Here is a 25,797-nt window from a genome sequence, read left to right on the forward strand (position 1 = left end):
ATCAGCGCATATTTCTGGAAGCGCAGCGCGACTTCTTCCTGGTCCATGTCGACCGGGATCAGCGTCTGCTCGCGCTTCATCACATCGCCGATCGCAATGTCGCGCGGGGTACGCAATATCCAGCTCAACTGGCAGGTGCCGACCGGCTTGTGCATCGGATCGACGACGAAGATTTCCCAGAAATCGCTGGCGAGGTCGGTGCCTTCGCGCAAGCGGTCGATGACGTCGCCCACCGTCACATGTTCGGGCACCGCGACGAGGTCGCGCTGCATCAGGCGGCCAGCGGATTCCTCCGGAAATGAGAGCGCGTCCTCGATCGCGGCGCGATCCTCGGGTTCCATCGCTTGAAGGACGGCCTGCTGCTCGTCTTCCTCCATGTCCTCGATGATCGCGACCGCGTCGTCGGTATCGAGTTCGGAGGCGAGTTCGGCCACTTGCTCCGGCGCGAGAAGATCGATCAGTTCCTCGCGAACATAATCGTTCATTTCCGCGAGCACGTCGGCGGAAAGCATGTCGCCGAGCACGGCGGCGAGCATCGGGCGCTCGTCGGTGCGCGCGAGTTCGAACAGGTCGGCGATGTCGGCGGGATGGAGGCGGCCGACGCGTTCGCGTGCGGCTTCCCCTTCGCCCGCCTCGGCGAGGTCGATCACGTCACGCACGAACTCGGGTTTCAGCCGGTCGTCTTCGTCGAGTTCGGTTTCGGCTTCGCGGACAACCGCTTCGCGATCGCGGTCGTCGGCGACCACGACATCTTCCGGTGGCAGGGAATCTTCGCGTTTGTCCATCGCGCGGTCTCCCTGGTTTCATGCGGCGCCCGAGCCTTCCCCTAGTGCTGCAGCCGGCCGATGGCAACGCCGCAACCGGCTTTTCGACAATTAGTGCGTGGCCTTGGCGGCCGCGTCCGGCTATGGCACCGCCAACGCCAGACCACAGGAGTTTCAATATGTCCGACACCCTCACGCTTTCGCTGTCGACCGGCGATGTCGTCATCCGCCTTCGCCCCGACCTTGCGCCGCAGCATGTCGAGCGGATATCGACGCTAGCCAAGGAAGGCTTTTACGATGATGTGGTGTTTCACCGCGTCATCCCCGGCTTCATGGCTCAGGGCGGCGACCCGACCGGCACCGGCATGGGAGGCAGCCAGCTTCCCGATCTGCCGCAGGAATTCAGCAGCGAACCGCACGTCCGCGGCGTTTGCTCGATGGCCCGCGCACAGAACCCGAACAGCGCGAACAGCCAGTTCTTCATCTGCTTCGAAGACGCACGATTCCTCGACAACCAGTATACCGTCTGGGGCGAAGTGACCGAAGGCATGGAAAATGTCGACGCGCTGCCGAAGGGCGAACCGCCGCGTGAACCCGGCAAGATCGTCAAGGCGACCGTTAGCTGATTTTCAGGTCCCCGCTTCGGCGGGGACTTTTTTGCCTAGTCGCCGATAAATGCGTTGAGTCGTTCGCAGGCGGCAACCCAGTCCTCCTTGAATGCCTGGACAACCTGGCCAGCGCCCATCGCCTCGTTCATCAGGCCGACGCCCTGACCGACCCAATAGGTCGCAAGCGCCTTCGCGCCTTCGTGGCCGCCCTCGGACAATTTATCGACCTTGCGTAGCGCGGGCTCGCTGACCAGCGATTGCAGCGGCATGGGTAGTGGTTTGGGGGCGCCTTCCGCCTCCCACGCATCGGTCCAAGGCGAGCGGAGTTGGCGCGAGGGTTTTCCGGTGCGGCTTTTCGAGCGCACGGTATCGCGCGCCGAAGCGGCCAGCATCTTTTCTTTCACCACCGGGTTGGTTTCGGCCTCCGCGGTAGTGAGCCAGACCGACCCGCACCACGCGCCATGCGCGCCCATCGCCATGGCGGCCGCCATCTGGCGTCCGGTGACGATGCCGCCTGCGGCGAGAATTGCCGTGGTCGCGCCCACGGCCTCGACCGCCGCCGCGACTTCGGGGACCAGCACCATCGTCGCGACCTCGCCGCAATGGCCGCCGGCTTCGCCGCCCGCGACAACGAGAATATCGACGCCGGCGCGGACCTGCGCCAGCGCATGGTCGCGCGTGCCGACCAGCGCCGCAACGGGGACGTTGTGGCGCTTGCCGAGTTCGAGCATCAGCGGCGGCGGGACACCGAGGGCGTTGGCGATCAGCCTGATCGGATGGCGAAAGGCGACCTCCAGCAGCTTTGCCGCGCCGTCCTCGTGCATATTGTCGCCGAAGCTCTGGCGCGTTTCCATTGCGGCCTCCAGCCCGGCAGCATCGACGTCGAATTTACCGAGCAGGTCGGCGGCGAACTGCAGGTGGGTTTCGGGCACTTTCGCGGCGCCGGATGATGGCACGTCGCCCTTGCCCTCGAAGCTGTTCGGGACGATCAGGTCGACACCGTAAGGGCGCCCGCCGATATGTTCGTCGATCCACGCCAGCTCTTCCTCGAGCCGTTCGGGCGGCAGCGCGGCCGCACCGAAGACGCCCATGCCGCCGGCCTTCGACACGGCGACGACGACGTCGCGGCAGTGCGAGAAGGCGAGGAGGGGGAATTCGATGCCGAGCATCGTGCAGATGGGGGATTGCATTGGACCTCTCCGATTTTGTCGATCTTCGCGTATATCGCGCATGTCAGCGCCAGTTGACGTAAACGTCAAGTTGATTTGCCGGGCGAGCCGATTATCGCAGAGGACATGACCCGATTTTCCCTTCCCGATTTCGACCTCGATGCCTTTGTCCGCGCCACGCTGGCCGAGGATCTGGGCGCGGGTGGCGACATCACCTCGATGGCGACGATACCCGCCGATGCCCGCTTCGGCGGGGTGATGGACAGCCGCGATGCGATCACCGTCGCGGGGCTGCCGATCGCCGAGCGATTCTTTCAGGCGCTCGAACCGGGGATGGAGATCGAAATCCTCGTGGAGGAAGGCGCCGCGGTGGCCGCCGGCAGCGACCTGATGCGCCTCGCGGGCAATGCGCGCGCGATGCTGACGGCCGAGCGGTCGGCGCTCAACACCGTGCAGCATCTGTCGGGAATCGCGACGATGACGCGGCAATATGTCGATGCGCTCGCGGGTACGGGCGCCACCCTGCTCGACACGCGCAAGACGATCCCCGGCCTGCGCGTGCTGGAGAAATATGCGACGCGGATGGGCGGCGCGAAGAATCACCGCATGGGCCTGTGGGACGCGGCGATGATCAAGGACAATCATGTCGCGGTCGCGGGTTCGGTGGAGGAAGCGGTGCGGCGCGCGGTCGACGCGGGAATCGCCGACATCATCGTCGAGGTCGATCGCGTGGCGCAGGTCGAGCCCGCGCTGCGCGCGGGAGCGACGCACCTGCTGCTCGACAATATGGACCTCGACGAATTGCGCGAATGCGTCGCGCTGGTCGGCGGCAAGGTGCCGACCGAGGCGTCGGGCGGCGTCCGGCTCGACACGATCCGCGACATCGGCGCGACGGGGGTGACCTATGTTTCGGTCGGACGGCTGACGCAGTCGGCGCCGGCGGCGGACATCGGGCTCGACTTTGCGCTGGCCTAGCGCCGCCGCGCTGGCGCTGGTGCTGATGCCGGTCGCGGCGCAGGCACAGGCGCCCGCCTGCTCGGCGCCGGACCGCGTACCGGTGCCGCGACTCGAACAGCCGAAGCGCGGCGAACCGGCGCGCAATCCGGCGATCACCGGCTATCTGCTCAGCATGAGCTGGTCGCCGCAGCATTGCGCCGGCGTCCGCAACCCGAAGGATGCGCGCGACCGCTTCCAGTGTTCGGGCGAGAACGGGCGTTTCGGGTGGGTGCTGCACGGGCTGTGGCCCGAGACCGACCATCCCGGCTATCCGCAGTGGTGCCGCCCCGCGAAGATCGTCCCGCAACCCGTCCTGAAACAGCATATGTGCATGACCCCGTCGGCGCAGCTCCTTCAGCACGAATGGGCGAAGCACGGGACGTGCATGAGCCCGGACCCCGCCGCCTATTTCCGGTCGGCCGCGATCCTGTTCCGCGCGGTGCGCTTCCCGGACATGAAGGCGCTCGGGGCAGGGCCCCGGACCGCCGGGGATATCCGCCGGGCGTTTGCCGCGGTCAATCGGGGGGTGACGGCGCCGATGATCGCCGTGTCGGCCGACCGGCAGGGATGGCTCGGCGAAGTGCGGCTTTGTCTGGGGCCGCGGATGAAACCCGCGCGCTGCAAGCCGTTCCAGTACGGAGCGAAGGACGGACGGCGGATTCGCGTTCGCGCGATGCCAGCGCCTTAAATCCGGGGCGACAAAACGTGCCAAGGCGGGACGCCGCCGCGTTAACGATCTTTTAACCTTATCGACTCGTTAACATCGGCCTAGCTTCGGGTGCATGGACTCGGACGGACATATCGACATCCGCAGCCGCATTCGCGACCATGGCGCCCGGCAGGTGACGATCGCCCGGTTTTTTGCGCCGGTCGACTGGCAGGGTGAATTGCGGAGCGCGCTAGCGGCGCATCGCGAGCCGGTGACGATCTTTTCGGGCAATGACCTGCGGCTGTTTCTTCAGAGCTTCGCGATCTTCTTTACCGCGACGATGATGTTTCTGGTCTGAGGGCTGGGATCGACCGATTGCGGACATACCGCCGCCGTGGCAGGCTTGCCTGATGCGCCCCATCATTCTGCTACCCACAGTTTTTCTGCTCTGCGGCTGTATCGACTTGACTGGCGAGCCCAGCAGCGATGAGGTCGCGTCGGTTACCTCACCTGACGGAACTACCCGCGCCATTCTGTTCGAGACGAACGGTGGCGCAACGACTGCGTTCGGATACGAGATTAAACTGCGGCCATCACGCGCAGGAACAGACGACACTGTTGCTGCAGGTGAGCTATACGGAGCCACGCGAAACGAGTGCAGTTGGGGGGTGAATCTGAGGTGGTCGTCACCTACCGAGCTCGTTGTCGAGTTTATGGAAGCGGACCAAACGAAGCTGCCGGTCCAAGTCCAGATTGGTAATAAATCAGTGGTAGTAACGCAGCGCTCCGGAGTTTCAGACGAGACGGCGCCGTGCGGAGGAATGCTCGCTAACTTACGCTAATGGGCAATGCCCGCTTCCCACCCCAAGTCGGGCGCGGGGGGCGCCCGCTCAATCGCAGGCGCGGTGGAGTTTGACCGCGAGCCAGGCCGAGATCAGGCACATGGCGGCACTCATCAGCAACTGGTCGACGGTACCCACGCCGGCGAAGCCGAGCCCCATCGCGAGAAGCGAGCCCGCGACCATCGCGCCCGAATTGACGATATTGTTCGCGGCGACGGTGCGTGCGGTCTGGTCCTTGGGGACCGTCGTGGTCAGGAAGGCGTAGAGCGGGACGACGAACATGCCGCCGCTGACCGCGATGCCGAGCAGGCTGAGGAGCAGCGGGATGACGCGGTCGTGGGCAAGGAAACCGCCGATGTCGTAGAGCGCGCCCGCGGGTTCGGCGCCCCAGTTGCGGCAGACCCAATAGAAGGCGACGACGAAGACCGCCATGACGAGCACGCTCGCGGGGCTGTAGCGGGCCGACACCTCGCCCTTCAGCAGCCGGTTCACCGCGACCGATCCGATCGCGATCCCGATCGAGAAGACGGCGAGAAACAGGCTGGCGACGCTCTTGTCGGCGTGGAGGATATTCTTCGCGAGCGGCGGGAACTGGATGAACAACACCGCGCCGATCGTCCAGAAGAAGCTGATCGAGAGGATCGCGAGATAGAGGCGCGGGATGTGCATCGTGCCGCGGACGAGCGCGACCGACGAACGGATGATGTGCCAGTCGATCCCGGTTTCCTCATGCTCGGGCGGTGCGGGCGGCACCTTGCGCCCCGTCCAGTAGCCGAGCGCGGCAACGAGGACGACGCCGAGCGCGGCCCATTCGACGTCGATGACCCCGGCGAGGATCGTGCCCGCGAGGATCGCGATATAGGTGCCCGCCTCGACAAGCCCGGTGCCCGCGAGCACCTCGTCATTCTCGAGATGCTGCGGCAGGATCGCATATTTGATCGGGCCGAAGAAGGTCGAGTGAATCCCCATGGCGAACAGCGCGAGCATCATCAGCGGGATCGCGATCAGATGAACGGCGAAGCCCATCCAGGCGAGGACGAGTCCGAGCCCGCCGACGAGCATGATCAATATTTCGCAGAATTTGACGATGCGGATGATCCGCGCCTTGTCGCGCGTGTCGGCGAGTTGCCCCGCGAGCGCCGACAGGAGGAAGAAGGGCAGGATGAACAGGCCGGTCGCGACCGCACTGAACAGCGTTTCCTGTTCTTCGCTGTTGAACACGCCATAGACGACGAACAGCACCATCGCGTTCTTGAAGAGATTGTCGTTGAACGCGCCGAGGAGCTGGGTGACGAAGAGAGGGAGGAACCGGCGTTGATTCAGCAGCGCAAACGAACCGGTCATTGAAATTCCATCTTGTAGCCCGACATGACGATAACCGCTGCCCCGAAAAGCCAATATGGTTGTCGCACGGGCGGCTTATCGGTTAGGGCTGGCCGGGTCAAAGCCGATTTTGGGCCCCATTCTGGAACGGACACGCCGACAGGGATCATGCTGAGCCTTCCCAACATATTGACCCTGTCACGCATCCTCGCGGTGCCCATCCTGCTTTTCCTGCTCTGGCCGGGCGTCCGCGAAGGAACGCACCAGCCGCTGGCGATCGATTATGCGCTCGCCTTCGGCCTTTACTGCCTGATGGGCATTACCGATTATTTTGACGGCTATGTTGCACGCTCGCGCGGCATCGTGTCGCGGCTGGGCGCTTTCCTCGATCCGATCGCCGACAAGATCATGATCGCGGCGGTGATCCTGCTGCTGGTCTTCACGCGCGATATCGCCGGATATCATGTCATTGCCGCGCTGATGATCCTGCTGCGCGAGATCATCGTGTCGGGGCTGCGCGAATTCCTCGCGACCCTGCAGGTGTCGATGCCGGTGACGCAACTCGCCAAATGGAAGACGACCTTCCAGCTCGTCGCCTTCGGCGCGCTGATCCTCGCGGGCGCGCTGCCCGCGATGGAGTGGATCAAGATCGTCGGGCTCGCCTCGCTCTGGGGTGCCGCGGTGCTGACGCTGATTACCGGGTGGGATTATCTGCGCGTCGGCCTCAAGCATATGGACTGAGCCGATGGCGCTGGATATCGCCTATTTTTCATGGGTTCGCGAGCGGATGGGCGTCGGCGGCGAGACCGTCGACATTCCGGAAAGCATCGGCGACGTCGCGGCGCTGGTTGCCTGGCTCGCGACGCGCGACGATCGCGGCGCGCTGGCCTTTGCCGAACCGCATCGCATCCGCGCGGCGATCGACGGCGTGATGATGGGGCCCGACGCCCCGCTGTCGGGCGCGCGCGAAATCGCGCTGTTTCCCCCGGTGACCGGGGGATGATCCGCGTCCTGATCCGGTCGTCGGCGATCGATGTTCCCGCCGAACTCGACCTGCACGACGCCGGCGGCCATGGCGCGAGCGCGAGCTTCATCGGGCGGGTGCGCGGCGATGACGGGCTGGCGGAACTGTTTCTGGAACATCATCCGGAAATGACGGCGACGGGGCTCGCCGATCTTGGCCACGCCGCGGCCGACCGCTGGAAGCTTTCGGCGCTGACGCTGATCCACCGCGTCGGCGCGATGGTGCCGGGCGAGACGATCGTGCTCGTGCTGGCGAGCAGTCCGCACCGGGCCGAAGCGCTGGCGGCGTGCGAGTTTCTGATCGACCGGCTGAAGACCGACGTGATGCTGTGGAAGCGCGAGACCTTTGCCGATGGGCGCACCCGGTGGGTCGAACCGCGCGAGGGCGATCATGGCCGCGCGGAGCGGTGGGAGCAGCCCGTCGGGGGCGGGTGAATGCGGTTCAGGAGTGGGGAGCGGACAGTTAGTTATGGCCCTGCAAGCCTGTCCAGCACGAACATGATGCCAATCCCGCAAAGTCCAATCGCCATAAATACCAGCGCGCCCATATCCGCTTTGCGCTTATAACCTTTTGGACGCTCACGACTTCTGACCATCGCCCACCAGTCAGGAAGAAAATATCTGCTTGTGTATGCGATTGCCACTAGGCCAGCGCACCAGATTACTATTCCAATCGCTTCCACGCTGCTCCCCTGCTCGATATTGATCGAGAGGATAGGATGGCGGTGCCATGTCCGCAATCGGTCGAATTGGGTCCAATGATGAACCTGACGAAACTTTAGGAGCAGATGTAACCGCGACCGCCTTCGGTGCACACCAGATATTCGCCATTTTTAGACCTCTGCAACCGAAAGCGCATTTCGACGCCTTCTTTGATGTATGAGTGAGCAATATAGCGAATTTTAAGTATCCGCGACGGAGCACGCCCGGAATCTACACGCGTTATGTTCAAATCTGCAGTCGCGCTCCCATTCAAACCCCATTCGTCGAGCACTTCAAAGCTGCGATTTTTTAGCATACCCCAAACTACAAGCTCCCCCCTCTTGTTTTCCATGTGCGGGGAACTCGCACAGCCGGCGGCGAGAAAGACCAAGGGATAGGCAAACCGTCTCACGATGCGAGGTATAACCTATACTTCAGCGTCCGCCATCGGTCGTTAGCCGCCATCCGCCGGCGCGGGGCAAAAAAGGTCGCGGTGCCTCAATTCACCTGATGCTTGCGGAAAATGTCCGCGAGCAGGCGGAATTCGTCGGCGCGGGGGCTGCCCTTGCGCCAGACGAGCGCGATCGTCCGCCAGTCATGCTCCGAATCGAGCGGCCGCGTGTCGATGTCGGTGTGATCGAGGATGCCCGCCTCGATCGCCATTTGCGGCAGCATCGTGATGCCGAGGCCGTTGTCGACCATCTGGACGAGCGTGTGCAGCGAGGTGCCCATCATGCGCGCGCCGGCGCGGAGTTCGGGGCGGTTGCACGCGGCGAGGACATGATCCTTCAGGCAGTGCCCGTCCTCGAGCATCAGCATCTGTGCGGGATCGAGTTGATCGGCGCTGACCATCGCGGGCAGATCCTCCGACCGGTCGCCCGGGAACGCGACGAACAGCGCATCGTCGAACAAGGGTTCGCTCTCGACGTCGCCGCAGGCATAGGGGAGCGCGAGCAGCACGCAGTCGACGGTGCCGTGGTGAAGCGACTCGCACGCCTGCGCGCTCGGCTCCTCGCGGAGGAAGAGCTTGAGCGACGGGCGTTCCTTGCGCAGGCGCGGGAGCAGGCCCGGGAGCAGGAAGGGCGCGATCGTCGGGATCACGCTCATGCGCAGTTCGCCGACGAGCGGCGCCGCGGCGGCGGCGGCCATGTCGGCGAGTTCCTCGGCCTCGCGGAGCACGCGGTGCGCCTTTTCGACGATCGCATTGCCGAGCATGGTGAAACGGACGACGCGACGCGTGCGCTCGACGAGCGTCTGGCCGAGCAGGGTTTCGAGTTCGCGGATGCCCGCCGACAGCGTCGACTGGGTGACGTTGCACGCATCGGCGGCGCGGCCGAAATGGCCGTGCTCGTGCAGCGCGACGAGATATTGCATCTGCTTCAGCGACGGGAGGTAATTGTGCATTGATCGAATGTAGCAATTACCTGGCTGATTTCGAGAGGGAATTTCGATTGAAATTCGCGGCCATTATGGCGGCGATTCCTGTCGCCCCGCGCCCGGCCGTGATAGCTATGCGCGATCGACGAGCGCGGAGGGGTGGATGGCGATTTCCCGATTTCTGATCGGCGGCGTGGCGAGCGCCCTGTTGCTGACCGGCGGGCTGTTCCTGTGGAAGGGCCATACGCAGATCGCCGGGGAAGAGGTGCTGCCCGATCCGCCGCCCGCCTTGCCGGCGATCCCGGTCGCGGCGGCGAACGCGCCGAGGCGCGGGCCGGCGCCGCCGGCGCTGCCCGCGGCGAAGGAGGCGTCGCGCGAGGAGCGGCGCTTCAACCGCTTCGACCGCGACCGCAACGACCGGATCAGCCGCGTCGAGCTGATGTCGTCGCGCACCGCGGCGTTCCGCAAGCTCGACAGGGACGGCAACAATCTGCTGACCTTCGAGGAATGGGCGGCGGCGACGGGCGAGCGTTTCGCCGGTGCCGACAAGGACCGGTCGGGCGACCTGACGCGGGCCGAATTCGCGACGACCGCGCCGAAGCGGGCGGCGAAAGCGAAGTGCAGCTGCTAGGCGGCGACGCCTTCCGCCAGCTTCATCCACTCCGCGAGCGCCGTTCCCGCGCGCTGCGTGTAGCCCAATTTGCGGTCCTTCTTGCGCACATCCTCGGCGAGCGGCGGGAAGAGGCCGAAATTGACGTTCATCGGCTGATAGGATGACGCGTCGGCGCCGCCAGTGATGTGGCCGAGCAGCGCGCCCAATGCGGTTTCGGGCGGCGGCGGCGGCAGGGTGCGGCCGCCGAGTTCGGCGATCGCGAAGCGCGCGGCGACGAGGCCGATCGCGGCGCTCTCGACATAGCCCTCGCAGCCGGTGATCTGCCCCGCGAAGCGGATATGCGGGGCGGATTTCAGGCGAAGCTGGGAGTCGAGCAGTTCGGGCGAGCGGATGAAGCTGTTGCGGTGGAGGCCGCCGAGGCGCGCGAATTCGGCCTTTTCGAGGCCGGGGATGGTGCGGAACAGCTCGACCTGCGCGCCGTGCTTGAGCTTGGTCTGGAAGCCGACCATGTTCCAGAGCGTGCCGAGCGCATTGTCCTGACGGAGCTGGACGACCGCATAGGGCCAGCGCCCGGTGCGCGGATTGTCGAGGCCGACGCCTTTCATCGGGCCGAAGCGCAGCGTTTCGACGCCGCGTTCGGCCATCACCTCGATCGGCATGCAGCCCTCGAAATAGGGCGTGTCCCTTTCCCAGTCCTTGAAGTCGGTCTTTTCGCCGTCGACCAGCCCCTGGACGAAGGCGTGATACTGGTCCTTGTCCATCGGGCAGTTGATATAGTCCTTGCCGTCGCCGATCGGGCCGACCTTGTCCCAGCGGCTCGCCATCCATGCGACGTCCATGTCGATGCTGTCGCGGTAGACGATGGGGGCGATGGCGTCGAAAAAGGCGAGCGCGTCCTTGCCGGTCGCGGTGCCGATGCTTTCCGCGAGGCCGGCGGCGGTGAGCGGGCCGGTGGCGACGATGGTGAGGCCTTCGGTCGGCAGCGTGTCGATGCGTTCGCGGACGACGGTGACGTTCGGATGCTCCGACAGCGCCCGGGTCACGCCGCCCGAGAAGAGGTCGCGGTCGACCGCGAGCGCGGAGCCTGCGGGCACCTTGGTGGCGTCGGCCTCGCGCATGATGATCGAGCCGAGCGTGCGCATCTCGCGGTGGAGCAGGCCGACGGCGTTGCTGTCGCCGTCGTCGCTGCGGAAGCTGTTCGAGCACACCATCTCGGCCAGCGTGTCGCCCTGATGCGCCGGGGTCATATCGCCGCCCCCACGCATTTCGGAAAGGCGCACGCGGTAACCCGCCTCGGCGAGCTGCCATGCCGCCTCGGAGCCCGCGAGGCCGCCGCCGATGATGTGAATGTCGTGCGCCACTATTTACCCTAAACGTTGACTTGCAGTTCGTTCGCCGCGCACTAGGCCGATTGAAGGCAAGATGCAAAGGGGCGGGCGATGGGCGGCGAACAGGGTTGGGATCGGGCGCGGTGGCTGTGGTGGCTGGCGCTCCTCGGCGGGATCAGTTTTTTCATCGCGGTGTTCCAGCGGCTCGACGGCCCGGCGATCTGGGCATGGAAGACGAGCGGCGTCGGCTTCCTGGCGCTGTGGGCCGCGGCGAATGCGCGCGGGAAGACCGGCTGGATGATCGCGGCGGCGCTCGGTTTCGGGGCGCTCGGCGACTGGCTGCTCGATGCGAAGGGCCTCGAGACGGGCGCGGTGGCGTTCGTGGTGGGGCACATTATCGCGATCACCCTCTATCTGACGAACCGGCGGGCGGAGCCGACTCCGTCGCAGCGGCTGCTCGGCTGGCTGACGATGCCCGCGACGCTGGCGATCGTCTGGGGCATGCTGAGCCCCGCGCCCGGCTGGTGGCACGCCGCCGTCTATTCGCTGTTCGTCGCGGCGATGGCGGCCGCGGCGTGGACCAGCCGCTTCCCGCGCTACCGCACCGGGATCGGCGCGATGCTGTTCCTCACGAGCGACCTCTTCATCTTCGCGGGCGAGGGCGGAGTGCTGTCGAAGGACGTCACGCTCTGGCTGGTCTGGCCGTTCTATTTCGGCGGACAAGCCCTGATCGCGTGGGGCGTGGTGAGCAGCTTGTCGAAAGAGGCGCGCGCCTGATCAGGACGGCGGGGCCGCCTCGCCGACAAGCAGCGCCTCGATATCGGAAACGGGCCGGTCGGTCATTTCCCTGACATGCTCGCCGACGAGGCGGGCACCGACCTCCTTGTGCCAGAGCGGGCGAAGCTCCCCCATCGTCCGCGCGGGGGCGATGACGACGAGCGCGTCGAACTTGCCCGCAAGAGCCATCGCGTTGACCTTGTCGGCCAGCTCGCGCGCGAAGCGGTCTTCCTCCTGCTGGTGGAAATCGGGCTCGCCCATCGTACCGCCGCCGAGGCCGGTTCCCGCCGGGGCGGCCGACTGGCCCGAGGCATCGGTCTTGATGTCGCTGTCCTTGCGATCCTCGCGCTCCTGGTGCGAGGTGGTGCGCAGGTCGATCTGGCGGCCGTCGCCCTGATTGCGCAGGAACAGCGCCTTGCGGCCGTCGGCGACCAGGATGAGGGCATTGTGCGGGAGGGTCATGGTTGTTGCTCCTTCTGACGGGAGCAACGCATGGGTCGACCGCGAAGTTTCGCTATCCGTCCCACGCCGCGATCGTCGTGCGGTGGAGCAGGCGATCATGGCCGTCGTAGCCGCCCGTCGCACGGTGGAGCAGCGAGCGATTGTCCCACATGATCAGCATGTCGGGTTCCCACACATGGCTGTAGCGGAATTCCTCGCGTCCCTGCCACTGGATGAGTTCGTAGAGCAGGGGCAGGGCCTCGGCGTCGTCGAGGCCGTCGAAACCGATGATATAGCCCGCGCAGCCGAACAGGCCCTTTCGCCCCGTTTCAGGATGCGCGCGAACGAAAGGGTGAAGCCGTGTTTCGAGCGCCTCGGCGTCCGAGCGGATATCCATGCTGCGGCCCTTGTCGTTCGCGCCGTACATGCCCGAGGGGGCATAGCCGGCGCGCGCGCTGTGGATCGCCTGCAGTCCATCGACGCGCGCGCGCAGCGCGGCGGGCATCGCGTCGAGCGCGGCGTGCTGGTTCGCGAATTCGGTGTTGCCGCCGACGGGCGGAATCGTGATGCCGAAAAGGCAGGTGCCCGCAGGGGGACGCGCCTGAAAGCTCCAGTCGCTGTGCCAGTTCTCGGCGAAGAGCGGCGCGGTCTCGTCGGCCTTGCGCTTCACCGCGATGATATGCTCGCGGCCCGGGATCGGGCGGATGAACGGGTCTTCGCCGAAACCGCCGAAATAGCGCGTGAAACGCTCGAGATCGTCCTCGTCCATCTTCTGGTCGGGGAAGGCGAGCACATGATGGTCGAGCCATGCGGCGCGAATTTCCGCGACCGCGTCGGCATCGAGAGGCCGGGTCAGGTCGACGCCGGTGACACGCGCGCCGCAGGATTGGCCGCTGGGGGTGATCGTGAGGGTCATGGGGCGATGCTGCGCCGATTGACCCGCACGGTCAATCGCGCGCGGCAGGCCGCCCCAAAAGATCGCCGAGCCGATGCGCCGGGAAGGAAGATGAAGCGGCAGTTCAGCCACGCGCCATCTTTGGTTCCTATTCTGGTCATAAGGGGGGCAAGGACGGAGAAGACAGATGTTCCTGCTCAAGAAACTGGCGTTGACGGCGCTGATAGGGGCCAGCGCCCTGGCGGCAATGCCGGTCGAGGCGGATGCGCGCGACCGGCACCATCGCCACGGCTATTACGGCCATCGCGACCATGACCGGTATCGCGATTACCGGCGCGACTATCGTCGGGATTATCGCCGCGATTACCGGCGCAGCCATTATCGCGACCGCAATTATTATTGCCGCCGCGGCAGCGGAACGACGGGCCTGATCGTCGGCGGTGCCGCAGGTGCCTTGCTCGGCCGCGAAGTCGACCGGTACGGCGACCGCGTTCCGGGCACGATCATCGGCGGCGCAGCCGGCGCGCTGATCGGACGCGAGATCGATCGCGGCGGTCGCCGCTGCTGATCGGTCAAGGATCCGGAGGACGGAACCGCCGCGTTGCCGCGCAGGGAATGCGCAGCGGCGCGGCGGCGGCTCGCTGCGGATTCAGACCGATTGCGGTTCGCGATGAGGACGGTAGAACGGACGCCTCGGCATAACATGTTGCCGCTGTTCGCGCTGGAGACCGCAGATGAAGATCCTGATGAAATTCGCATTCGCGGCGGGGCTCGGCCTGTCGCTCGCGGTCCTTCCGGCGCAGGGCATCGCCGCGCTTCAGCAAGGAGCAAAGGCGCCCGATTTCACGCTGAACGCGGCGGAGGGCGGCAAGCCGTTCAGCCTGTCGCTGAAACAGACGCTGAAGAAGGGGCCGGTCGTGCTCTATTTCTTCCCTGCCGCCTTCACGCCGGGTTGTACGATGGAGGCGCATCTGTTCGCCGAGTCGAGCGACGACTTCAACCGGCTGGGCGCCCGCGTCGTCGGCGTGACGGCGGGCAATATCGAACGCGTCGCCGAATTTTCCAGATCGGAATGCCGCGACAAATTCGCCGTCGCCGCCGATCCCGGCGCGAAGATCGCGACGAAATATGATGCGGTCCTGCAGCGCCCGGGCCAGGCGGCAATATCGAGCCGGACATCGTTCGTGATCGCGCCGAACGGCACGATCCTGCTGAGTTACACCGATTCCAAACCGCAGGCGCATATCGAGAAGACGATGGCGGCGGTCCGGGCATGGAAGGCGCGGCAGCGCTAGCCTCCGTCGGGGAGGCTGGATATTGCGGCGGGCGACCGGGGCTCGCGCTTGTCAAAATGTGGCACCCCCACTATCGACGGCGAACATGCCACGGGCACGTTGACCAGCGCACGCCACCACCAAAAGATTGCTTCAGCTGAGCCCTGTTCCAGCCACTCCCAATGTCGAACCGCTCAGCATCGGACTGGGCCGCCGCACGATTGCCATAAGTCTGGCCGTCCTGATCCCGGCGCTTATGCTGTTTCTGCTGCTCTCGTTCGGGGTGATAAAACAGCCCGACCATGAGGAAGAGCGCGTCACGGTGGTGAGCCTCGAGGCCAGCGAGATTTCGGAAGAGGCGAGCGAGCCGGCCAGCAAGACGCGCGAGCCGGCCGAAGAAGAGCCCACGTCGCCGCAACCGACGCCCGAGGCCCCTTCGCCGCCTCAGCCGCTGCCGCCGCCTCCGCTTCCCGCCGAACCCAAGGCAGCGCCGGCGACGCCGGCGCCGACACCCTCACAGGCGGTTCCGGACAATGCCCCGCCTCCGCGTCCCGGGCGGGTATATGGCCCGCCCAATACGGGCGGATCGCCAGCCTACGGCGATACCGAACGCGTAGGCACGGCCCCCAATGGCGAGCCGATGTATGCCGCGGCCTGGTACCGCGAACCCAGCGACGGCGAGCTCCGCGGCTATCTGTCGACTGCAACCGGCCCGGGCTGGGGGCTGATCGCCTGCCGCACGGCACCCGGCTATCGCGTCGAGGATTGCGTCGGACTCGACGAATATCCGAACGGATCGCAGATCACGCGCGCGGTACTCGCCGCGGCGTGGCAGTTTCAGGTGCGGCCGCCGCGCCGCGGCGGACAGTTGATGGTGGGCGCCTGGGTCCGGATCCGGATCGATTACGGAACGAGGCGGCAATAGACCCGCGTTGCCGCCGGCTACTTCGGCCTGCCGCTGTAACCCGCCGCTTTCCGCAGTTCGTCCGCATCCATGACATAGCCGTCGCTGACGACCGTGACGACGCGGCGGAGCGCGCCGAGATCGATCGAGGGATCGCCGTCGACGAGCACCATATCGGCTTCCTTGCCCACCGCGATCGAACCCGTGCGCTTGTCGGCGCCGACGATGCGCGCCGGGATGATCGTCGCGCTCCGGATCGCTTCGGCGGGGGTGAAGCCCGCCTGCCGGTAGATTTCGAGTTCGCGGATCAGTTCGATCCCCCAGCCGTCGGTGCCGGCGACGATCGGCACCCCCGCCTTGTGCATCCGGCTGACGAGATCGACCATTTTCGCGTAGCTCTTGCGATAATCGTCGCGTGTCAGGCCCTCGACGAGCGGATAGCCGCTCGCGGTGAAGACCGAGCGTTCGAGGACCGGCGAGATGATACCCATATAGGGCGCGTAGGCCGGTTGCGGTTTTCCGCCGTCCTGCGTCAGCATGCCTTCGAAGATGACGATCGTCGGATCGACGATGGTCTTCCTTTTCGCGAGGTCGGCGACGAAACCCGCCATCACGGGGGCGTCGAGATCGACATCCTTGAAGTAGCGCGCCGGCCCTTCCATCCGCATCCGCGTGTTCGCCTTGTCGATCACCTCGCGCGGCATCGATTCCATAACGACGAAATTGAGATGGGTGAGTTCGTCATAGCCCGCTGCGACCGCTTCGCTGGGCTTCATGCCTGCGGGGACGTGGCCGTGGACGTGGAGGCCGAGCCGGTGCGCCTCGGCGGCGGCGGGGGCGATCCACGCGGGGTTCATCGAGGTGTAGAATTTGACGCCCCAGAGGCCGGCATCCTTGACCCGTCGCACCGCGGCGATAGCTTCGTCGGCGCTGCTCACCACCTCGGCGCCTTGCGCCGCGAGCGGATCCTTCCTGTCGATGATGACCGAGATGAAGGGTTCGCCCATCAGCAGGCTATGGTCGGCGCGGCGCTTCGTCGCCTCGACCGCGCGGTCGAAGTTCGTCCCCGGGCTGCGGAAGCTGGTGATTCCGTTCGCCATGTTCGAGAGCACGTCCCAGTCGTCGCCGATGTGGAGGTGACTGTCCCAGATGCCCGGCACGAGGGTCTTGCCGCGCCCGTCGATGGTCCGCGTTCCGGCGGGCACCTTCAGCGACCCGGCGGCGCCGATGGCGGCGATCTTGCCATCCCGCGCCAGCACGGCGCGGTCCGCGAGAAAGGCGCCATTGTCGGCGTCGAACAGCCGGACATTGTCGAACAGCACGGGGGCTTTCGCGGCGGGCGTCAGGAAGCGTCGGGCGATGCCGGCGACGGCGTCGGCCGTCGCCTTTTCCTGCGTGTCGCGCAATTGCTTCAGCGCGCCTTCATAGCCCGCCGGAATCACCGAAATAAAGCTGATGTCGGCGAAATAGCGCTTGTTCTCGTCGAGCCAGACGGGGAGGGGCGAAGGCAGGATGCCGCTGATGAAGGCGAGCTGGACCGTCCTGGGTCCGCCCGGCCCCTGGATCACCTGCGTCGGGCCGAAGGTCATCCGGCCCTTGCCGCCCGGCAGGAAGTTCAGCCCCGCGTCGCCCGCCGCGGCGAGCGCGTCGATCATCGGCGCGTTGGCGATGCCGACGCCGCCCGCGGGGATATACCAGCCGCCGGCGGGCGCCTCGCCCGCGTCGGTCGCGGTCTTCCACGTCGCGCGGCCGTTCGCGACGCGATATTCCTCGGCCGCGTCGCCCGACATGGTGACGCCGCGAATGGTGAGCGCCGCGATCGTGCCATCGGGACCGAAGCTCGTGACCTGATCCATCTCGGTGATCCAGCCGCGCAGTTCCTGCGACCAGCGATAGGCGGTGCGGCCGTCGGGGAGCTGCCAGCGCCACTGGTTGCCGTGCTGGCCGGCTTCGGACACGACGACATAATGCGCCGCGTCGGCGGGTGGCTTCAGCAGCTCCTCCCTGGGCACCGGCTTCGATTGCGCGGCGGGTGCCGCGGCTTCATGGGCAAGGACGGGCGCGGCCGAGGCCAGCAGGGCGGCGAGCAAAACGAGGCGCATCTTCTTGTTCCCCCAAGGACGGACAGGCCGACGGTGGTAGGGGAATTCGGCCGCGCGAAGCAAGATGCGACGGGCGACGATCGGCGTTCGATCGAGGTGCCGGACGGACGTGCCGCGTCAGTCGCGCCGTTGCAGGCTCACCACCGCATGGATCGGCAGCTCGGCATAGATGTGCGGGAAGAGGTCGCCGCCGCGCGCCGGTTCCCAGCGGACCGCGCCGCCGAGCTGGTTCAGGTCCACCTCGGCGATCATCAGGCAGCTCTGGCCCGCGAAATATCTGGCGATCGTCGCATCGAGCTGTTCGGCGGTCGACAGGTGGATATAGCCGTCGGCGATATCCACCGGTGCGCCGCGAAACACGCGTTCGCGCTCGAAATCGGCCCATTGCTGTGCGGTGAGCACCTTGAAGGCCGTTGCGGGGGTCATTCCGAGGGCGCTTCCGTCGCGGGGGCTTCGGCTTCGGCTTCGGTTCCGGCGCCTTCGACCTCTTCCTCGTCGCTTTCCTCGATCAGCGCCGCCGACACGACATGTTCGTCCTTCGCGACGTCGAACAGGCGCACGCCCGCCGAGCCGCGGCCGATGACGCGCATCGAATCGAGCCCCATGCGGATCAGTTTCGCCTGGTCGGTGACGAGCATCAGCTGGTGCACCTTGGTGGCGGGGAAGCTCGCGACAACGGGGCCGTTGCGGCCGATATTGTCGATGTTGGTGATCCCCTGACCGCCGCGTCCGGTGCGGCGATATTCATAGGCCGACGAGAGCTTGCCGTAGCCGTTGGCGCAGACCGTGAGAATGAACTGCTCGCGCGCGGCGAGTTCGGCCATACGCTCGCCGGCGAGCGTCGGCTCGTTCTCGTTATCCTTCCACGGCGCGGCGCGCAGATAGGCCTCGCGCTCCTCGCTGCTCGTGCCGACGCGGTGGAGGATCGAGAGCGAGATGACCTCGTCGCCGTCGGCGAGGCGCATGCCGCGCACACCGGTCGAGTTGCGGCTCTGGAATTCGCGGACGTCGTCGCCGGCGAAGCGGATCGCCTTGCCCTGGCGGGTGGCGAGCAGCACATCGTCGCTTTCGTCGAGGAGGGCGACGCCGATCAGCCGGTCGTCCTCGTCCTCGCCCTCGAACTTCATGGCGATCTTGCCGTTCGAGGGCACGTTGGTGAAAGCGTCCATGCTGTTACGACGCACATTGCCCTTCGCGGTTGCGAACATGACGTGCAGCTTGCCCCATTCGCCCTCGTCCTCGGGCAGCGGGAGCACGGTCGAGATGGTTTCGCCCTGCGCCAGCGGCAGCAGGTTGATCATCGGGCGGCCGCGCGTCGCGGGCCCGCCCTCGGGCAGGCGCCACACCTTCATGCGATAGACTTTGCCCGCGGTCGAGAAGAAGAGCACCGGCGTGTGCGTCGATGTGACGAACAGCTCGGTGACGACATCCTCGTCCTTCGTCGCCATGCCGGCGCGGCCCTTGCCGCCGCGGCGCTGGGCGCGGAAGGTGTCCAATGGGGTGCGCTTGATATAGCCGTCGAGGGTGACGGTGACGACCATCTCCTCGCGCTCGATCAGATCCTCGTCGTCGATGCCGTCGGCGGCGGGGGCGACGAGCGTCCTGCGCGGCGTCGCGAATTCCTCGCGCACCGCGACGAGTTCCTCGCGCATCACGCCATAGAGCTTGACGCGGTCGGCGAGGATCGAGAGCAGTTCCTCGATCTCGGTCGCCAACTCGCCGAGTTCCTTGCCGATTTCGTCGCGGCCGAGCGCGGTGAGGCGGTGGAGGCGGAGGTCGAGGATCGCCTTTACCTGGATTTCGGAGAGGCGATAGGTCGCGCTCTCCTCCATCTCGCCCTCGATCGCCTCGACGAGGCGGATATAGGGCGCGATCTCGCCGATCGGCCATTCGCGCGCGAGCAGCGCCTCGCGCGCGGCGGCGGGCGAGGTCGAGCCGCGAATGATGCGGACGACCTCGTCGAGATTGCTGACCGCGACGACGAGGCCAAGCAAGATGTGCGCGCGGTCGCGCGCCTTCGCGAGCTCGAACTTGCAGCGGCGCGTGATCACCTCCTCGCGGAAGGCGATGAAGGCCGAAAGAATGTCCTTGAGCCCGAGCATTTCGGGGCGGCCGCCGCGGATCGCGAGCATGTTGGCGGGGAAGCTCGACTGCGCCGGGGTATGGCGCCAGAGCTGGTTGAGCACGACTTCTGCCGTGGCGTCGCGCTTCAGCTCGATGACGACGCGCACGCCCTCGCGGTTCGATTCGTCGCGGATGTCGGCGACACCCTCGATGCGCTTGTCGCGCGCCGCCTCGGCGATCTTCTCGACCAGACCAGACTTGCCGACCTGGAAGGGAATCGACGTCAGAACAATCGACTGGCGGTCGTTCCTGCCTTCCTCGATCACATGCGTCGAGCGCATCATGATCGAGCCGCGCCCGGTGGCATAGGCGCTCCGCGCGCCACCCTGGCCGAGCATCATCGCGCCGGTCGGGAAGTCGGGGCCGGGGACGATCGCCATCAACTCCTCGAGCGTGATGTCGGCACCGCCCTCGAGCTGGCGGTCGATCATCGCGAGCGTCGCGTCGACGACTTCGCCGAGATTGTGCGGCGGAATGTTGGTCGCCATGCCGACCGCGATGCCGCCCGCGCCGTTGACGAGCAGGTTCGGGAAGCGCGCCGGGAGCACCGTGGGCTCGTCGCGGCTCGCGTCATAGTTGGGCTGGAAGTCGACGGTGTCCTTGTCGAGATCGTTCAGCAGCACCATCGCGGTCTTCGCGAGGCGCGCTTCCGTGTAACGCATCGACGCCGGTGGATCGGGGTCCATCGAGCCGAAATTGCCCTGACCGTCGATCAGCGGCACGCGCAGCGACCAGTCCTGCGTCATGCGCGCGAGCGCGTCGTAGATCGCGCTGTCGCCGTGCGGGTGATAGTTACCCATGACGTCGCCGACGATCTTCGCCGATTTCTTGTACGGACGACCGGGGACGAAGCCGCCTTCCTGCGCCGCGTAGAGGATGCGGCGGTGCACGGGCTTCAGGCCGTCGCGCACGTCGGGAAGCGCACGGCTGACGATCACGCTCATCGCGTAATCGAGATAGGAAGTCTTCATTTCGTCGACGATATTGATCGGCGAAACGCCGTCGTCCGACGGCTGCGCAGGCGTATTTTCTTCGGTCAAGACCCGGCCTTTTTTCTGCTTATCGGGAGATGGTTCCGGCCTAGCCGATGGAGGCACAAAAGGCCAGCGATTCGGTCCTTTTACGGGCATTTTTTTGCACGCGAAAACAGCACCGGAAGCGGGGCGCACGCCGGTGATGCCGTGACGTCATCCCGCGCCTTTTCGGGGGCTTGCCAATCGCTTCCCCGGCCCTAAAGCTTCACGCCGATGACCGCTGCTGAACTTCCCCGGCCCCGATGGCGCTGATCGCGCTGGTCGGCGCGTCCGAAACGCTGCCCGATGGCAGTTTGCGCGCGCTTGTCACGGTGGCCGGCGAGACGCTGTTCGAGCGGCAGGCGGCGCGGCTGGCCGACGTCGGGGTGACGCATATCGCGGTCGCCGTCGCGGCGGTTCCCGCCGACCTTCTGGCCACCTGTGACCGTGTCCGTCGCCGCGGGATGAAGGTGACGCCGGTTCGCGCCGCCGCCGACCTGATTCCGCTGGTCGAGCCCGACGACCGCATCATCCTCGTCGCCGACGGCCTTCGTGCCGGGGGGACGCATTATGCGGCGATCGCCAAGCCCGGGTCGCCCGCGATCCTGGTGACCGGCGACACGGTATTGACGCAGGGGTTCGAGCGGATCGACGCGACGCGGCGCTGGGGCGGGCTCGCCTCGATCTCGCAGCCGATGGTCGCCGAACTCGCCGCGATGCCCGGCGAATGGGACATGATGCTGACGCTGCTCCGCCTCGCCGTACAGTCGGGTGCGCGGCGGCTCTATTGCGAGCCGGCGCTGTTCGAGCAGGGCGAGATCGCGATCGTCACCGATCGTCCGACGGCGGCGCTGATCGAGCAGTCGAGCCTGCAGCAGGTCGAATATGGCGGCATGGGGCTCGGCCGCTCGGCGATCATGATGCCGCTGATCCGGCTGGCCGGACCGCTGCTGGTCAAATCGCCGAACACCGCGCGCTATTTGCCCCATGTCACCGCGCTGCTGTGGATCGGCGTCGCCGCGCTGGCGGCGAGCGGGCTTGCCGCGGCGGGCGCACTGGTCGCGATCCTCGGGGGTTTCGGGCTGACCGCGATGCGCTTCCTGTCGGCATTTCGCGCCGAAAGCGCGGCGCAGGACCGGGCTCGCGATATTATCCGCACCTTTGCGTGGGTGCTGCTCGGCGTCTTTCCCTGGCTGCTGGCGCTTGCCGGTCCCGGACACAGGATGCCCCTGTTTTCGGAGGCCGCGCTGGCGCCGTGCCTCGCCGCAACGATCCTGCTCGCGCGGGCGCTCTATGAGGATTCGGGAGAGAGGCGGCGGTTCCACTGGCTGCTTCCCGATGCCGATCAGGCGTGGATCATGCTCGTGCCGGCGTTGATCTTCGGCTTCGCGCCGCTGATGTTCGCGATCCTGCCGCTGCTCGCGCTGTTCCAGATATTGCTCTGGCTGCGGCTCGCGCGGCGCCCGGACCCGCGCTAAAACAAAGCGCTTCAAGGTTTAACGCCTATTAACGACATGCTGCTATCGCGGACGCGCATGAGTGAATCCGTTTTCTCGCCCGGCATCGATCCGCCGTCGCCGACCCTGTCGGTGCGCCTGCGCGAGCTGGCGGACTATCTCGCCGCGCCCGCAGCGGGACGGTTGACCGAAGAACAACGTGCGCTGTCATTGGGGATCGCGCGCCGGCTGGTACACGATGTCGCTGCACGGCTCGATCCGGCCATCGATCCGGCGGGGCTGTGGGACGAATGGCTTCGCGGCGGACTGCCGTGCGCGTCGCGGCTTGCCGGCATCTGTTTCGCACGCGCTGAAGAGCATCGCTGGCGCGAACAGTCGGCGCAGCGGACGAGTCCGCCGCCGGCACCGGCCGAGGCCGGTGCGCCCCCTCCGGAAGAGCCGGCAGCCGAAGCGAGCATGTCCGACACCGAACGGGCCTATCTCGCGCTTCGTATCGCGGACCGGCGGCGGTTCGACGCGCTCGGGAATCCGGCGCTCGCGATTGCCGATCTCGATGCCGACGTCTTCCGCGGGCTGTTGCTCGACATCGCCGCCTGGCGTCTGGCCGCGGTAAGCGCGGACAAGAACCGCGCCGCCGCGCTCGGCGACGCGGTGCGGGCCGCGACCGCGTTTCAGGCGAGCGAGCGCGGTATCACGCATGCGGGCACGGTATATGCCGAACATCTGGGGACGGACCTGCCCGGTGCCGCCGCAATCGCGATCGATCGGCACGACTGGCCGACGCTGGTCGCGCTCGCCGCGGCCGTGCATCGCCGTTCCTATGACGATATGGCGCTCGCGCTGCTGACCGCCGAGACGGCATCGCTGCCGTCGCTGCTCGCCCCGCTGCGCCTCGATCATGCGGCGCTGGCGCCGCTCGAGGCATCGCTCGCGATGCTGCCGGCGCGCGCCGTCGGCGAAGGCGACCATGGCGAGCCGGCTGGCGGGCGCGATCGATGAGCGAGCGCATCATCCGCGGACGAATCGACCGGTCGGGCGCGCTGGTCAGCGCCGACGCGCCGCTGCTCCGTCTGCAGCAGCGTGCGGGTTCGGCGCTCGACAAGCCGCTGGCACTGCCGCACCTCGCCCGTCTCGTCGCGCTTGCGCAGCGGCTCCACCGCGACATCAGCCGGCCGCTCTATACCGCCGACGACCATAGCGATATTCATGCGCTCGTCCGCATCACGCCCGATGCCGACGGCGCGAGCCTCGAGATCACCGACTGGCGGACGCGGCCGATCGCACTGCCGCAAATGCCGCCCGTCGCCGAAAGCGCGGCGGCGGCGCAGAGCTGGACCTGGGAATGCGACCAGCAGCTCCGTCTGGTCGCGCTCCGCGCCGCGCCGGACACGCCGGTATTGCCGGCGGGCTGGGAAGGGCGTTCGCTGTCGGAGCTGTTCGAGTTGCAGCCCGACGACGACGGGCATTTTCCGGTCCTGCGCGCGCTTGCGCGCCAGTCGCGCTTCGACGGGCAGCGCGTTCAGGCGTCCGACACGGCGATGACCCTGTCGGGCGAGGCCTTGTTCGATGCGACGGGACGCTTCACGGGCTTTCGCGGACTCGCCATTGTCGACGAGGCGCCGAGGCCGGTCGAGCCCAAGAACGGCGGTGCCCTGATCGACCCCGCCTTCGGCTCCTTGCCCTTGTCCGACCCGCAATTCGGCCGCCGGATCGATGGCGCGTTGCGCGGGCCGCTGAGCCGTATCATCGCGACCGCCGAAACGATTTCGGGGCAATTCGACGGACCGATCCGCGCCGATTACGCGCGTTACGCCGGCGATATCGCGCATGCCGGGCGTCATCTCCTCGGCCTTGTCGACGATCTTGCCGATCTTCAGAATATCGAGCGCCCGGGATTCAAGGCTGCGGCCGACGAGATCGACCTCGGCGATCTGGCGCGCCGCGCGGTCGGGCTGCTCGGCATGAAGGCCGAGGAAAAGGGCATCCGCATCGATGCGCCGCGCGTCGACGACAAGATGCCGGCAACGGGCGAATTCCGCCGCGTATTGCAGGTGCTGCTCAACCTGCTCGGCAATGCGATCCGCTATTCGCCCGAGGATTCGCAGATATGGATCCGCGTCGATCGCGAAGGCGACCGCGCGATGATCACCGTTGCCGATCAGGGGCAGGGGATCGACGCCGACCAGCAGGCGGTAGTGTTCGAGAAATTCGAACGCCTCGGTCGCACCGACAGCGGCGGTTCGGGCCTCGGCCTCTATATAGCGCGCCGGCTGGCGCGGGCGATGGACGGCGACCTGACGGTCGACAGCGCGCCGGGGCAGGGGGCGCGGTTCACGCTGAGCCTGCCGGCGCGGGATGCGGCCTAGCCCGTATTGATCGAACCAAAGAAAAAGGGGCCGCGGAACGGCCCCTTTCCTGCTTTCATGTCCGCAGCGTTCAGCGCTTGTCGACCGGAACGAACGGGCGATGCGCCGCGCCGGTGTAGAGCTGGCGCGGGCGGCCGATCTTCTGCGCGGGGTCCGAGATCATCTCGTTCCACTGCGCGACCCAGCCGACGGTGCGGGCGAGCGCGAAGAGCGCGGTGAACATCGTCGTCGGGAAGCCGATCGCCGACAGGATCACGCCCGAATAGAAATCGACGTTGGGGAACAGCTTCTTTTCGATGAAATAGGGGTCGTTGAGCGCCATTTCCTCGAGCTGGAGCGCGACTTCGAACACCGGATCGTTGACCTTCAGCGCCTCGAACACCTCGCGCACCGTCTTTTGCATCACGGTCGCGCGCGGGTCGTAGTTTTTGTAGACGCGGTGGCCGAAGCCCATCAGGCGGAACGGGTCGTCCTTGTCCTTGGCGCGCGCGATATATTCGGGGATGCGTTCGGGACGGCCGATTTCGCGGAGCATGTTGAGCGCCGCCTCGTTCGCGCCGCCGTGCGCGGGGCCCCAGAGGCAGGCGATGCCCGCCGCGATGCATGCGAAGGGGTTCGCGCCCGACGAACCCGCGAGGCGGACGGTCGAGGTCGACGCATTCTGCTCGTGATCGGCGTGGAGGATGAAGATGCGGTCGAGCGCGCGCTCGACGGCGGGAACGATCTCATATTCCTCGGCGGGAACGCCGAAGGTCATGCGCAGGAAGTTGCCCGTGTAGCTCAGCTTGTTGTCGGGATAGACGAACGGCTGGCCGACCGAATATTTATACGCCATCGCGGCGATCGTCGGCATCTTCGCGATCAGGCGATGGCTGGCGATCATGCGCTGGTGCGGATCGTGGATCTCGGTCGAATCATGGTAGAAGGCGCTGAGCGCGCCGACGACGCCGCACATCACTGCCATCGGGTGCGCGTCGCGGCGGAAACCGCGATAGAAGGTCGCGAGCTGTTCGTGCAGCATCGTGTGGCGCGTGATCGTATTGTCGAAAT

At 66.5% G+C, this 25,797-nt stretch carries 25 protein-coding genes and 1 pseudogene; 15 read left to right on the forward strand and 11 right to left on the reverse strand.

The genetic code is table 11. The features are described from left to right. Nucleotides 1-785, reverse strand: a pseudogene (locus JHC57_RS11770) (magnesium transporter); the annotation flags it as partial. 158 nt (nucleotides 786-943) lie between these two features. Here JHC57_RS11770 and JHC57_RS11775 point away from each other — a divergent pair. After that, on the forward strand, nucleotides 944-1,390 hold the full coding sequence (locus JHC57_RS11775) for a peptidylprolyl isomerase (protein ID WP_294030208.1): 447 nt from the start codon (nucleotides 944-946) through the stop codon (nucleotides 1,388-1,390). A gap of 35 nt (nucleotides 1,391-1,425) precedes the next feature. Here JHC57_RS11775 and JHC57_RS11780 read toward each other — a convergent pair whose 3' ends face one another. Continuing rightward, nucleotides 1,426-2,562: a nitronate monooxygenase gene (locus JHC57_RS11780; protein ID WP_294030209.1), complete on the reverse strand. Its 1,137-nt coding sequence runs from the start codon at nucleotides 2,560-2,562 to the stop codon at nucleotides 1,426-1,428. A gap of 105 nt (nucleotides 2,563-2,667) precedes the next feature. On the opposite strand from JHC57_RS11780, the gene nadC reads away from it, so the two are divergent. The 3 genes from nadC (at nucleotide 2,668) to JHC57_RS11795 (ending at nucleotide 4,544) form a co-directional block, all read left to right on the forward strand. Next, nucleotides 2,668-3,516, forward strand: coding sequence for a carboxylating nicotinate-nucleotide diphosphorylase (nadC, locus tag JHC57_RS11785; protein ID WP_294030210.1), 849 nt, complete (start codon nucleotides 2,668-2,670; stop codon nucleotides 3,514-3,516). Continuing rightward, nucleotides 3,503-4,225 (forward strand): ribonuclease T(2), encoded by a 723-nt coding sequence (locus JHC57_RS11790; RefSeq protein ID WP_294030211.1) that lies wholly within the window; start codon nucleotides 3,503-3,505, stop codon nucleotides 4,223-4,225. Before nadC ends, JHC57_RS11790 begins: the two co-directional genes overlap by 14 nt. Nucleotides 4,226-4,319: 94 nt before the next feature. Further along, on the forward strand, nucleotides 4,320-4,544 hold the full coding sequence (locus tag JHC57_RS11795) for a hypothetical protein (protein WP_294030212.1): 225 nt from the start codon (nucleotides 4,320-4,322) through the stop codon (nucleotides 4,542-4,544). 532 nt (nucleotides 4,545-5,076) lie between these two features. Here the strand turns inward: JHC57_RS11795 and JHC57_RS11800 are convergent. After that, nucleotides 5,077-6,372 (reverse strand): MFS transporter, encoded by a 1,296-nt coding sequence (locus JHC57_RS11800; protein ID WP_294030213.1) that lies wholly within the window; start codon nucleotides 6,370-6,372, stop codon nucleotides 5,077-5,079. A gap of 147 nt (nucleotides 6,373-6,519) precedes the next feature. Between JHC57_RS11800 and pgsA the strand changes: the two genes are divergently transcribed. The 3 genes from pgsA to JHC57_RS11815 are packed head-to-tail and all read left to right on the forward strand — an operon-like array spanning nucleotide 6,520 to nucleotide 7,809. Continuing rightward, nucleotides 6,520-7,092 carry a CDP-diacylglycerol--glycerol-3-phosphate 3-phosphatidyltransferase gene (gene pgsA / locus JHC57_RS11805; protein ID WP_294030215.1) on the forward strand — a complete coding sequence of 191 codons (573 nt, stop codon included), beginning with the start codon at nucleotides 6,520-6,522 and terminating at the stop codon, nucleotides 7,090-7,092. 4 nt (nucleotides 7,093-7,096) lie between these two features. Beyond that, the gene (locus JHC57_RS11810) at nucleotides 7,097-7,354 is read left to right on the forward strand and encodes a MoaD/ThiS family protein (RefSeq protein ID WP_294030216.1); all 258 of its coding nucleotides are present in this window, start codon (nucleotides 7,097-7,099) and stop codon (nucleotides 7,352-7,354) included. Then, nucleotides 7,351-7,809 (forward strand): molybdenum cofactor biosynthesis protein MoaE, encoded by a 459-nt coding sequence (locus JHC57_RS11815; protein ID WP_294030217.1) that lies wholly within the window; start codon nucleotides 7,351-7,353, stop codon nucleotides 7,807-7,809. Before JHC57_RS11810 ends, JHC57_RS11815 begins: the two co-directional genes overlap by 4 nt. 765 nt (nucleotides 7,810-8,574) lie before the next feature. Here the strand turns inward: JHC57_RS11815 and JHC57_RS11820 are convergent. Beyond that, nucleotides 8,575-9,480, reverse strand: coding sequence for a hydrogen peroxide-inducible genes activator (locus JHC57_RS11820; protein ID WP_294030218.1), 906 nt, complete (start codon nucleotides 9,478-9,480; stop codon nucleotides 8,575-8,577). Nucleotides 9,481-9,616: 136 nt separating this feature from the next. Here JHC57_RS11820 and JHC57_RS11825 point away from each other — a divergent pair, with 136 nt between their 5' ends. Further along, the gene (locus JHC57_RS11825; RefSeq protein ID WP_294030219.1) at nucleotides 9,617-10,084 is read left to right on the forward strand and encodes an EF-hand domain-containing protein; all 468 of its coding nucleotides are present in this window, start codon (nucleotides 9,617-9,619) and stop codon (nucleotides 10,082-10,084) included. Here JHC57_RS11825 and trmFO read toward each other — a convergent pair. After that, nucleotides 10,081-11,430, reverse strand: a complete 1,350-nt coding sequence (gene trmFO, locus JHC57_RS11830; protein ID WP_294030234.1) for a methylenetetrahydrofolate--tRNA-(uracil(54)-C(5))-methyltransferase (FADH(2)-oxidizing) TrmFO — start codon at nucleotides 11,428-11,430, stop codon at nucleotides 10,081-10,083. The two genes, JHC57_RS11825 and trmFO, sit on opposite strands and share 4 nt — an antisense overlap. 75 nt (nucleotides 11,431-11,505) lie before the next feature. Here trmFO and JHC57_RS11835 point away from each other — a divergent pair, with 75 nt between their 5' ends. Further along, nucleotides 11,506-12,171: a lysoplasmalogenase gene (locus JHC57_RS11835; RefSeq protein ID WP_294030220.1), complete on the forward strand. Its 666-nt coding sequence runs from the start codon at nucleotides 11,506-11,508 to the stop codon at nucleotides 12,169-12,171. On the opposite strand, the gene JHC57_RS11840 is transcribed toward JHC57_RS11835, so the two are convergent. Together JHC57_RS11840 and JHC57_RS11845 are read right to left on the reverse strand one after the other, a co-directional pair. Beyond that, nucleotides 12,172-12,633, reverse strand: coding sequence for a host attachment family protein (locus JHC57_RS11840; RefSeq protein ID WP_294030221.1), 462 nt, complete (start codon nucleotides 12,631-12,633; stop codon nucleotides 12,172-12,174). A gap of 52 nt (nucleotides 12,634-12,685) precedes the next feature. Beyond that, entirely contained in the window at nucleotides 12,686-13,528 is an 843-nt protein-coding gene (locus JHC57_RS11845) for a TauD/TfdA family dioxygenase (protein WP_294030222.1), read from the reverse strand. A gap of 166 nt (nucleotides 13,529-13,694) precedes the next feature. Here JHC57_RS11845 and JHC57_RS11850 point away from each other — a divergent pair, with 166 nt between their 5' ends. The 3 genes from JHC57_RS11850 to JHC57_RS11860 all read left to right on the forward strand — a co-directional run bounded on the left by JHC57_RS11850 (nucleotide 13,695) and on the right by JHC57_RS11860 (nucleotide 15,706). Next, nucleotides 13,695-14,075: a glycine zipper 2TM domain-containing protein gene (locus JHC57_RS11850; RefSeq protein ID WP_294030223.1), complete on the forward strand. Its 381-nt coding sequence runs from the start codon at nucleotides 13,695-13,697 to the stop codon at nucleotides 14,073-14,075. Nucleotides 14,076-14,241: 166 nt separating this feature from the next. Then, nucleotides 14,242-14,802 (forward strand): peroxiredoxin, encoded by a 561-nt coding sequence (locus tag JHC57_RS11855; RefSeq protein WP_294030225.1) that lies wholly within the window; start codon nucleotides 14,242-14,244, stop codon nucleotides 14,800-14,802. Between the two features lie 127 nt (nucleotides 14,803-14,929). Further along, nucleotides 14,930-15,706: a hypothetical protein gene (locus JHC57_RS11860; RefSeq protein WP_294030226.1), complete on the forward strand. Its 777-nt coding sequence runs from the start codon at nucleotides 14,930-14,932 to the stop codon at nucleotides 15,704-15,706. 17 nt (nucleotides 15,707-15,723) lie between these two features. Here the strand turns inward: JHC57_RS11860 and JHC57_RS11865 are convergent, their stop codons facing one another. The 3 genes from JHC57_RS11865 to gyrA form a co-directional block, all read right to left on the reverse strand. Continuing rightward, nucleotides 15,724-17,787 carry an amidohydrolase family protein gene (locus JHC57_RS11865; RefSeq protein WP_294030227.1) on the reverse strand — a complete coding sequence of 688 codons (2,064 nt, stop codon included), beginning with the start codon at nucleotides 17,785-17,787 and terminating at the stop codon, nucleotides 15,724-15,726. 117 nt (nucleotides 17,788-17,904) lie between these two features. Further along, nucleotides 17,905-18,213 carry a DUF952 domain-containing protein gene (locus JHC57_RS11870; protein ID WP_294030228.1) on the reverse strand — a complete coding sequence of 103 codons (309 nt, stop codon included), beginning with the start codon at nucleotides 18,211-18,213 and terminating at the stop codon, nucleotides 17,905-17,907. Further along, nucleotides 18,210-20,951 carry a DNA gyrase subunit A gene (gyrA, locus tag JHC57_RS11875; RefSeq protein ID WP_294030229.1) on the reverse strand — a complete coding sequence of 914 codons (2,742 nt, stop codon included), beginning with the start codon at nucleotides 20,949-20,951 and terminating at the stop codon, nucleotides 18,210-18,212. Before gyrA ends, JHC57_RS11870 begins: the two co-directional genes overlap by 4 nt. Before the next feature lie 236 nt (nucleotides 20,952-21,187). Between gyrA and JHC57_RS11880 the strand changes: the two genes are divergently transcribed. From JHC57_RS11880 to JHC57_RS11890, 3 genes are read left to right on the forward strand one after another with little or no spacing between them, the layout of a single operon-like run. Beyond that, the gene (locus JHC57_RS11880) at nucleotides 21,188-22,402 is read left to right on the forward strand and encodes a hypothetical protein (RefSeq protein WP_294030230.1); all 1,215 of its coding nucleotides are present in this window, start codon (nucleotides 21,188-21,190) and stop codon (nucleotides 22,400-22,402) included. 57 nt (nucleotides 22,403-22,459) lie between these two features. Next, complete coding sequence (locus JHC57_RS11885) at nucleotides 22,460-23,380, forward strand: hypothetical protein (protein ID WP_294030231.1); 921 nt, start codon at nucleotides 22,460-22,462, stop codon at nucleotides 23,378-23,380. After that, on the forward strand, nucleotides 23,377-24,747 hold the full coding sequence (locus JHC57_RS11890) for a HAMP domain-containing sensor histidine kinase (protein ID WP_294030232.1): 1,371 nt from the start codon (nucleotides 23,377-23,379) through the stop codon (nucleotides 24,745-24,747). The genes JHC57_RS11885 and JHC57_RS11890 overlap by 4 nt, the downstream gene beginning before the upstream one ends. A 70-nt stretch (nucleotides 24,748-24,817) precedes the next feature. Here JHC57_RS11890 and JHC57_RS11895 read toward each other — a convergent pair. Further along, nucleotides 24,818-25,797 (reverse strand): citrate synthase (locus tag JHC57_RS11895; RefSeq protein ID WP_294030233.1); only part of this gene is annotated, 980 nt, incomplete at its 5' end.

Source organism: Sphingopyxis sp., from assembly GCF_016463645.1.
GTDB lineage: Bacteria > Pseudomonadota > Alphaproteobacteria > Sphingomonadales > Sphingomonadaceae > Sphingopyxis.

Coding starts and splice junctions, on each gene's coding strand:
- JHC57_RS11775 (WP_294030208.1), top strand. CDS start 944: ATGTCCGACACCCTCACGCTTTCGCTGTCGACCGGCGATGTCGTCATC.
- JHC57_RS11780 (WP_294030209.1), bottom strand. CDS start 2,562: ATGCAATCCCCCATCTGCACGATGCTCGGCATCGAATTCCCCCTCCTC.
- nadC (WP_294030210.1), top strand. CDS start 2,668: ATGACCCGATTTTCCCTTCCCGATTTCGACCTCGATGCCTTTGTCCGC.
- JHC57_RS11795 (WP_294030212.1), top strand. CDS start 4,320: ATGGACTCGGACGGACATATCGACATCCGCAGCCGCATTCGCGACCAT.
- JHC57_RS11800 (WP_294030213.1), bottom strand. CDS start 6,372: ATGACCGGTTCGTTTGCGCTGCTGAATCAACGCCGGTTCCTCCCTCTC.
- pgsA (WP_294030215.1), top strand. CDS start 6,520: ATGCTGAGCCTTCCCAACATATTGACCCTGTCACGCATCCTCGCGGTG.
- JHC57_RS11810 (WP_294030216.1), top strand. CDS start 7,097: ATGGCGCTGGATATCGCCTATTTTTCATGGGTTCGCGAGCGGATGGGC.
- JHC57_RS11815 (WP_294030217.1), top strand. CDS start 7,351: ATGATCCGCGTCCTGATCCGGTCGTCGGCGATCGATGTTCCCGCCGAA.
- JHC57_RS11820 (WP_294030218.1), bottom strand. CDS start 9,480: ATGCACAATTACCTCCCGTCGCTGAAGCAGATGCAATATCTCGTCGCG.
- JHC57_RS11825 (WP_294030219.1), top strand. CDS start 9,617: ATGGCGATTTCCCGATTTCTGATCGGCGGCGTGGCGAGCGCCCTGTTG.
- JHC57_RS11835 (WP_294030220.1), top strand. CDS start 11,506: ATGGGCGGCGAACAGGGTTGGGATCGGGCGCGGTGGCTGTGGTGGCTG.
- JHC57_RS11840 (WP_294030221.1), bottom strand. CDS start 12,633: ATGACCCTCCCGCACAATGCCCTCATCCTGGTCGCCGACGGCCGCAAG.
- JHC57_RS11845 (WP_294030222.1), bottom strand. CDS start 13,528: ATGACCCTCACGATCACCCCCAGCGGCCAATCCTGCGGCGCGCGTGTC.
- JHC57_RS11850 (WP_294030223.1), top strand. CDS start 13,695: ATGTTCCTGCTCAAGAAACTGGCGTTGACGGCGCTGATAGGGGCCAGC.
- JHC57_RS11855 (WP_294030225.1), top strand. CDS start 14,242: ATGAAGATCCTGATGAAATTCGCATTCGCGGCGGGGCTCGGCCTGTCG.
- JHC57_RS11865 (WP_294030227.1), bottom strand. CDS start 17,787: ATGCGCCTCGTTTTGCTCGCCGCCCTGCTGGCCTCGGCCGCGCCCGTC.
- JHC57_RS11870 (WP_294030228.1), bottom strand. CDS start 18,213: ATGACCCCCGCAACGGCCTTCAAGGTGCTCACCGCACAGCAATGGGCC.
- JHC57_RS11880 (WP_294030230.1), top strand. CDS start 21,188: ATGGCGCTGATCGCGCTGGTCGGCGCGTCCGAAACGCTGCCCGATGGC.
- JHC57_RS11885 (WP_294030231.1), top strand. CDS start 22,460: ATGAGTGAATCCGTTTTCTCGCCCGGCATCGATCCGCCGTCGCCGACC.
- JHC57_RS11890 (WP_294030232.1), top strand. CDS start 23,377: ATGAGCGAGCGCATCATCCGCGGACGAATCGACCGGTCGGGCGCGCTG.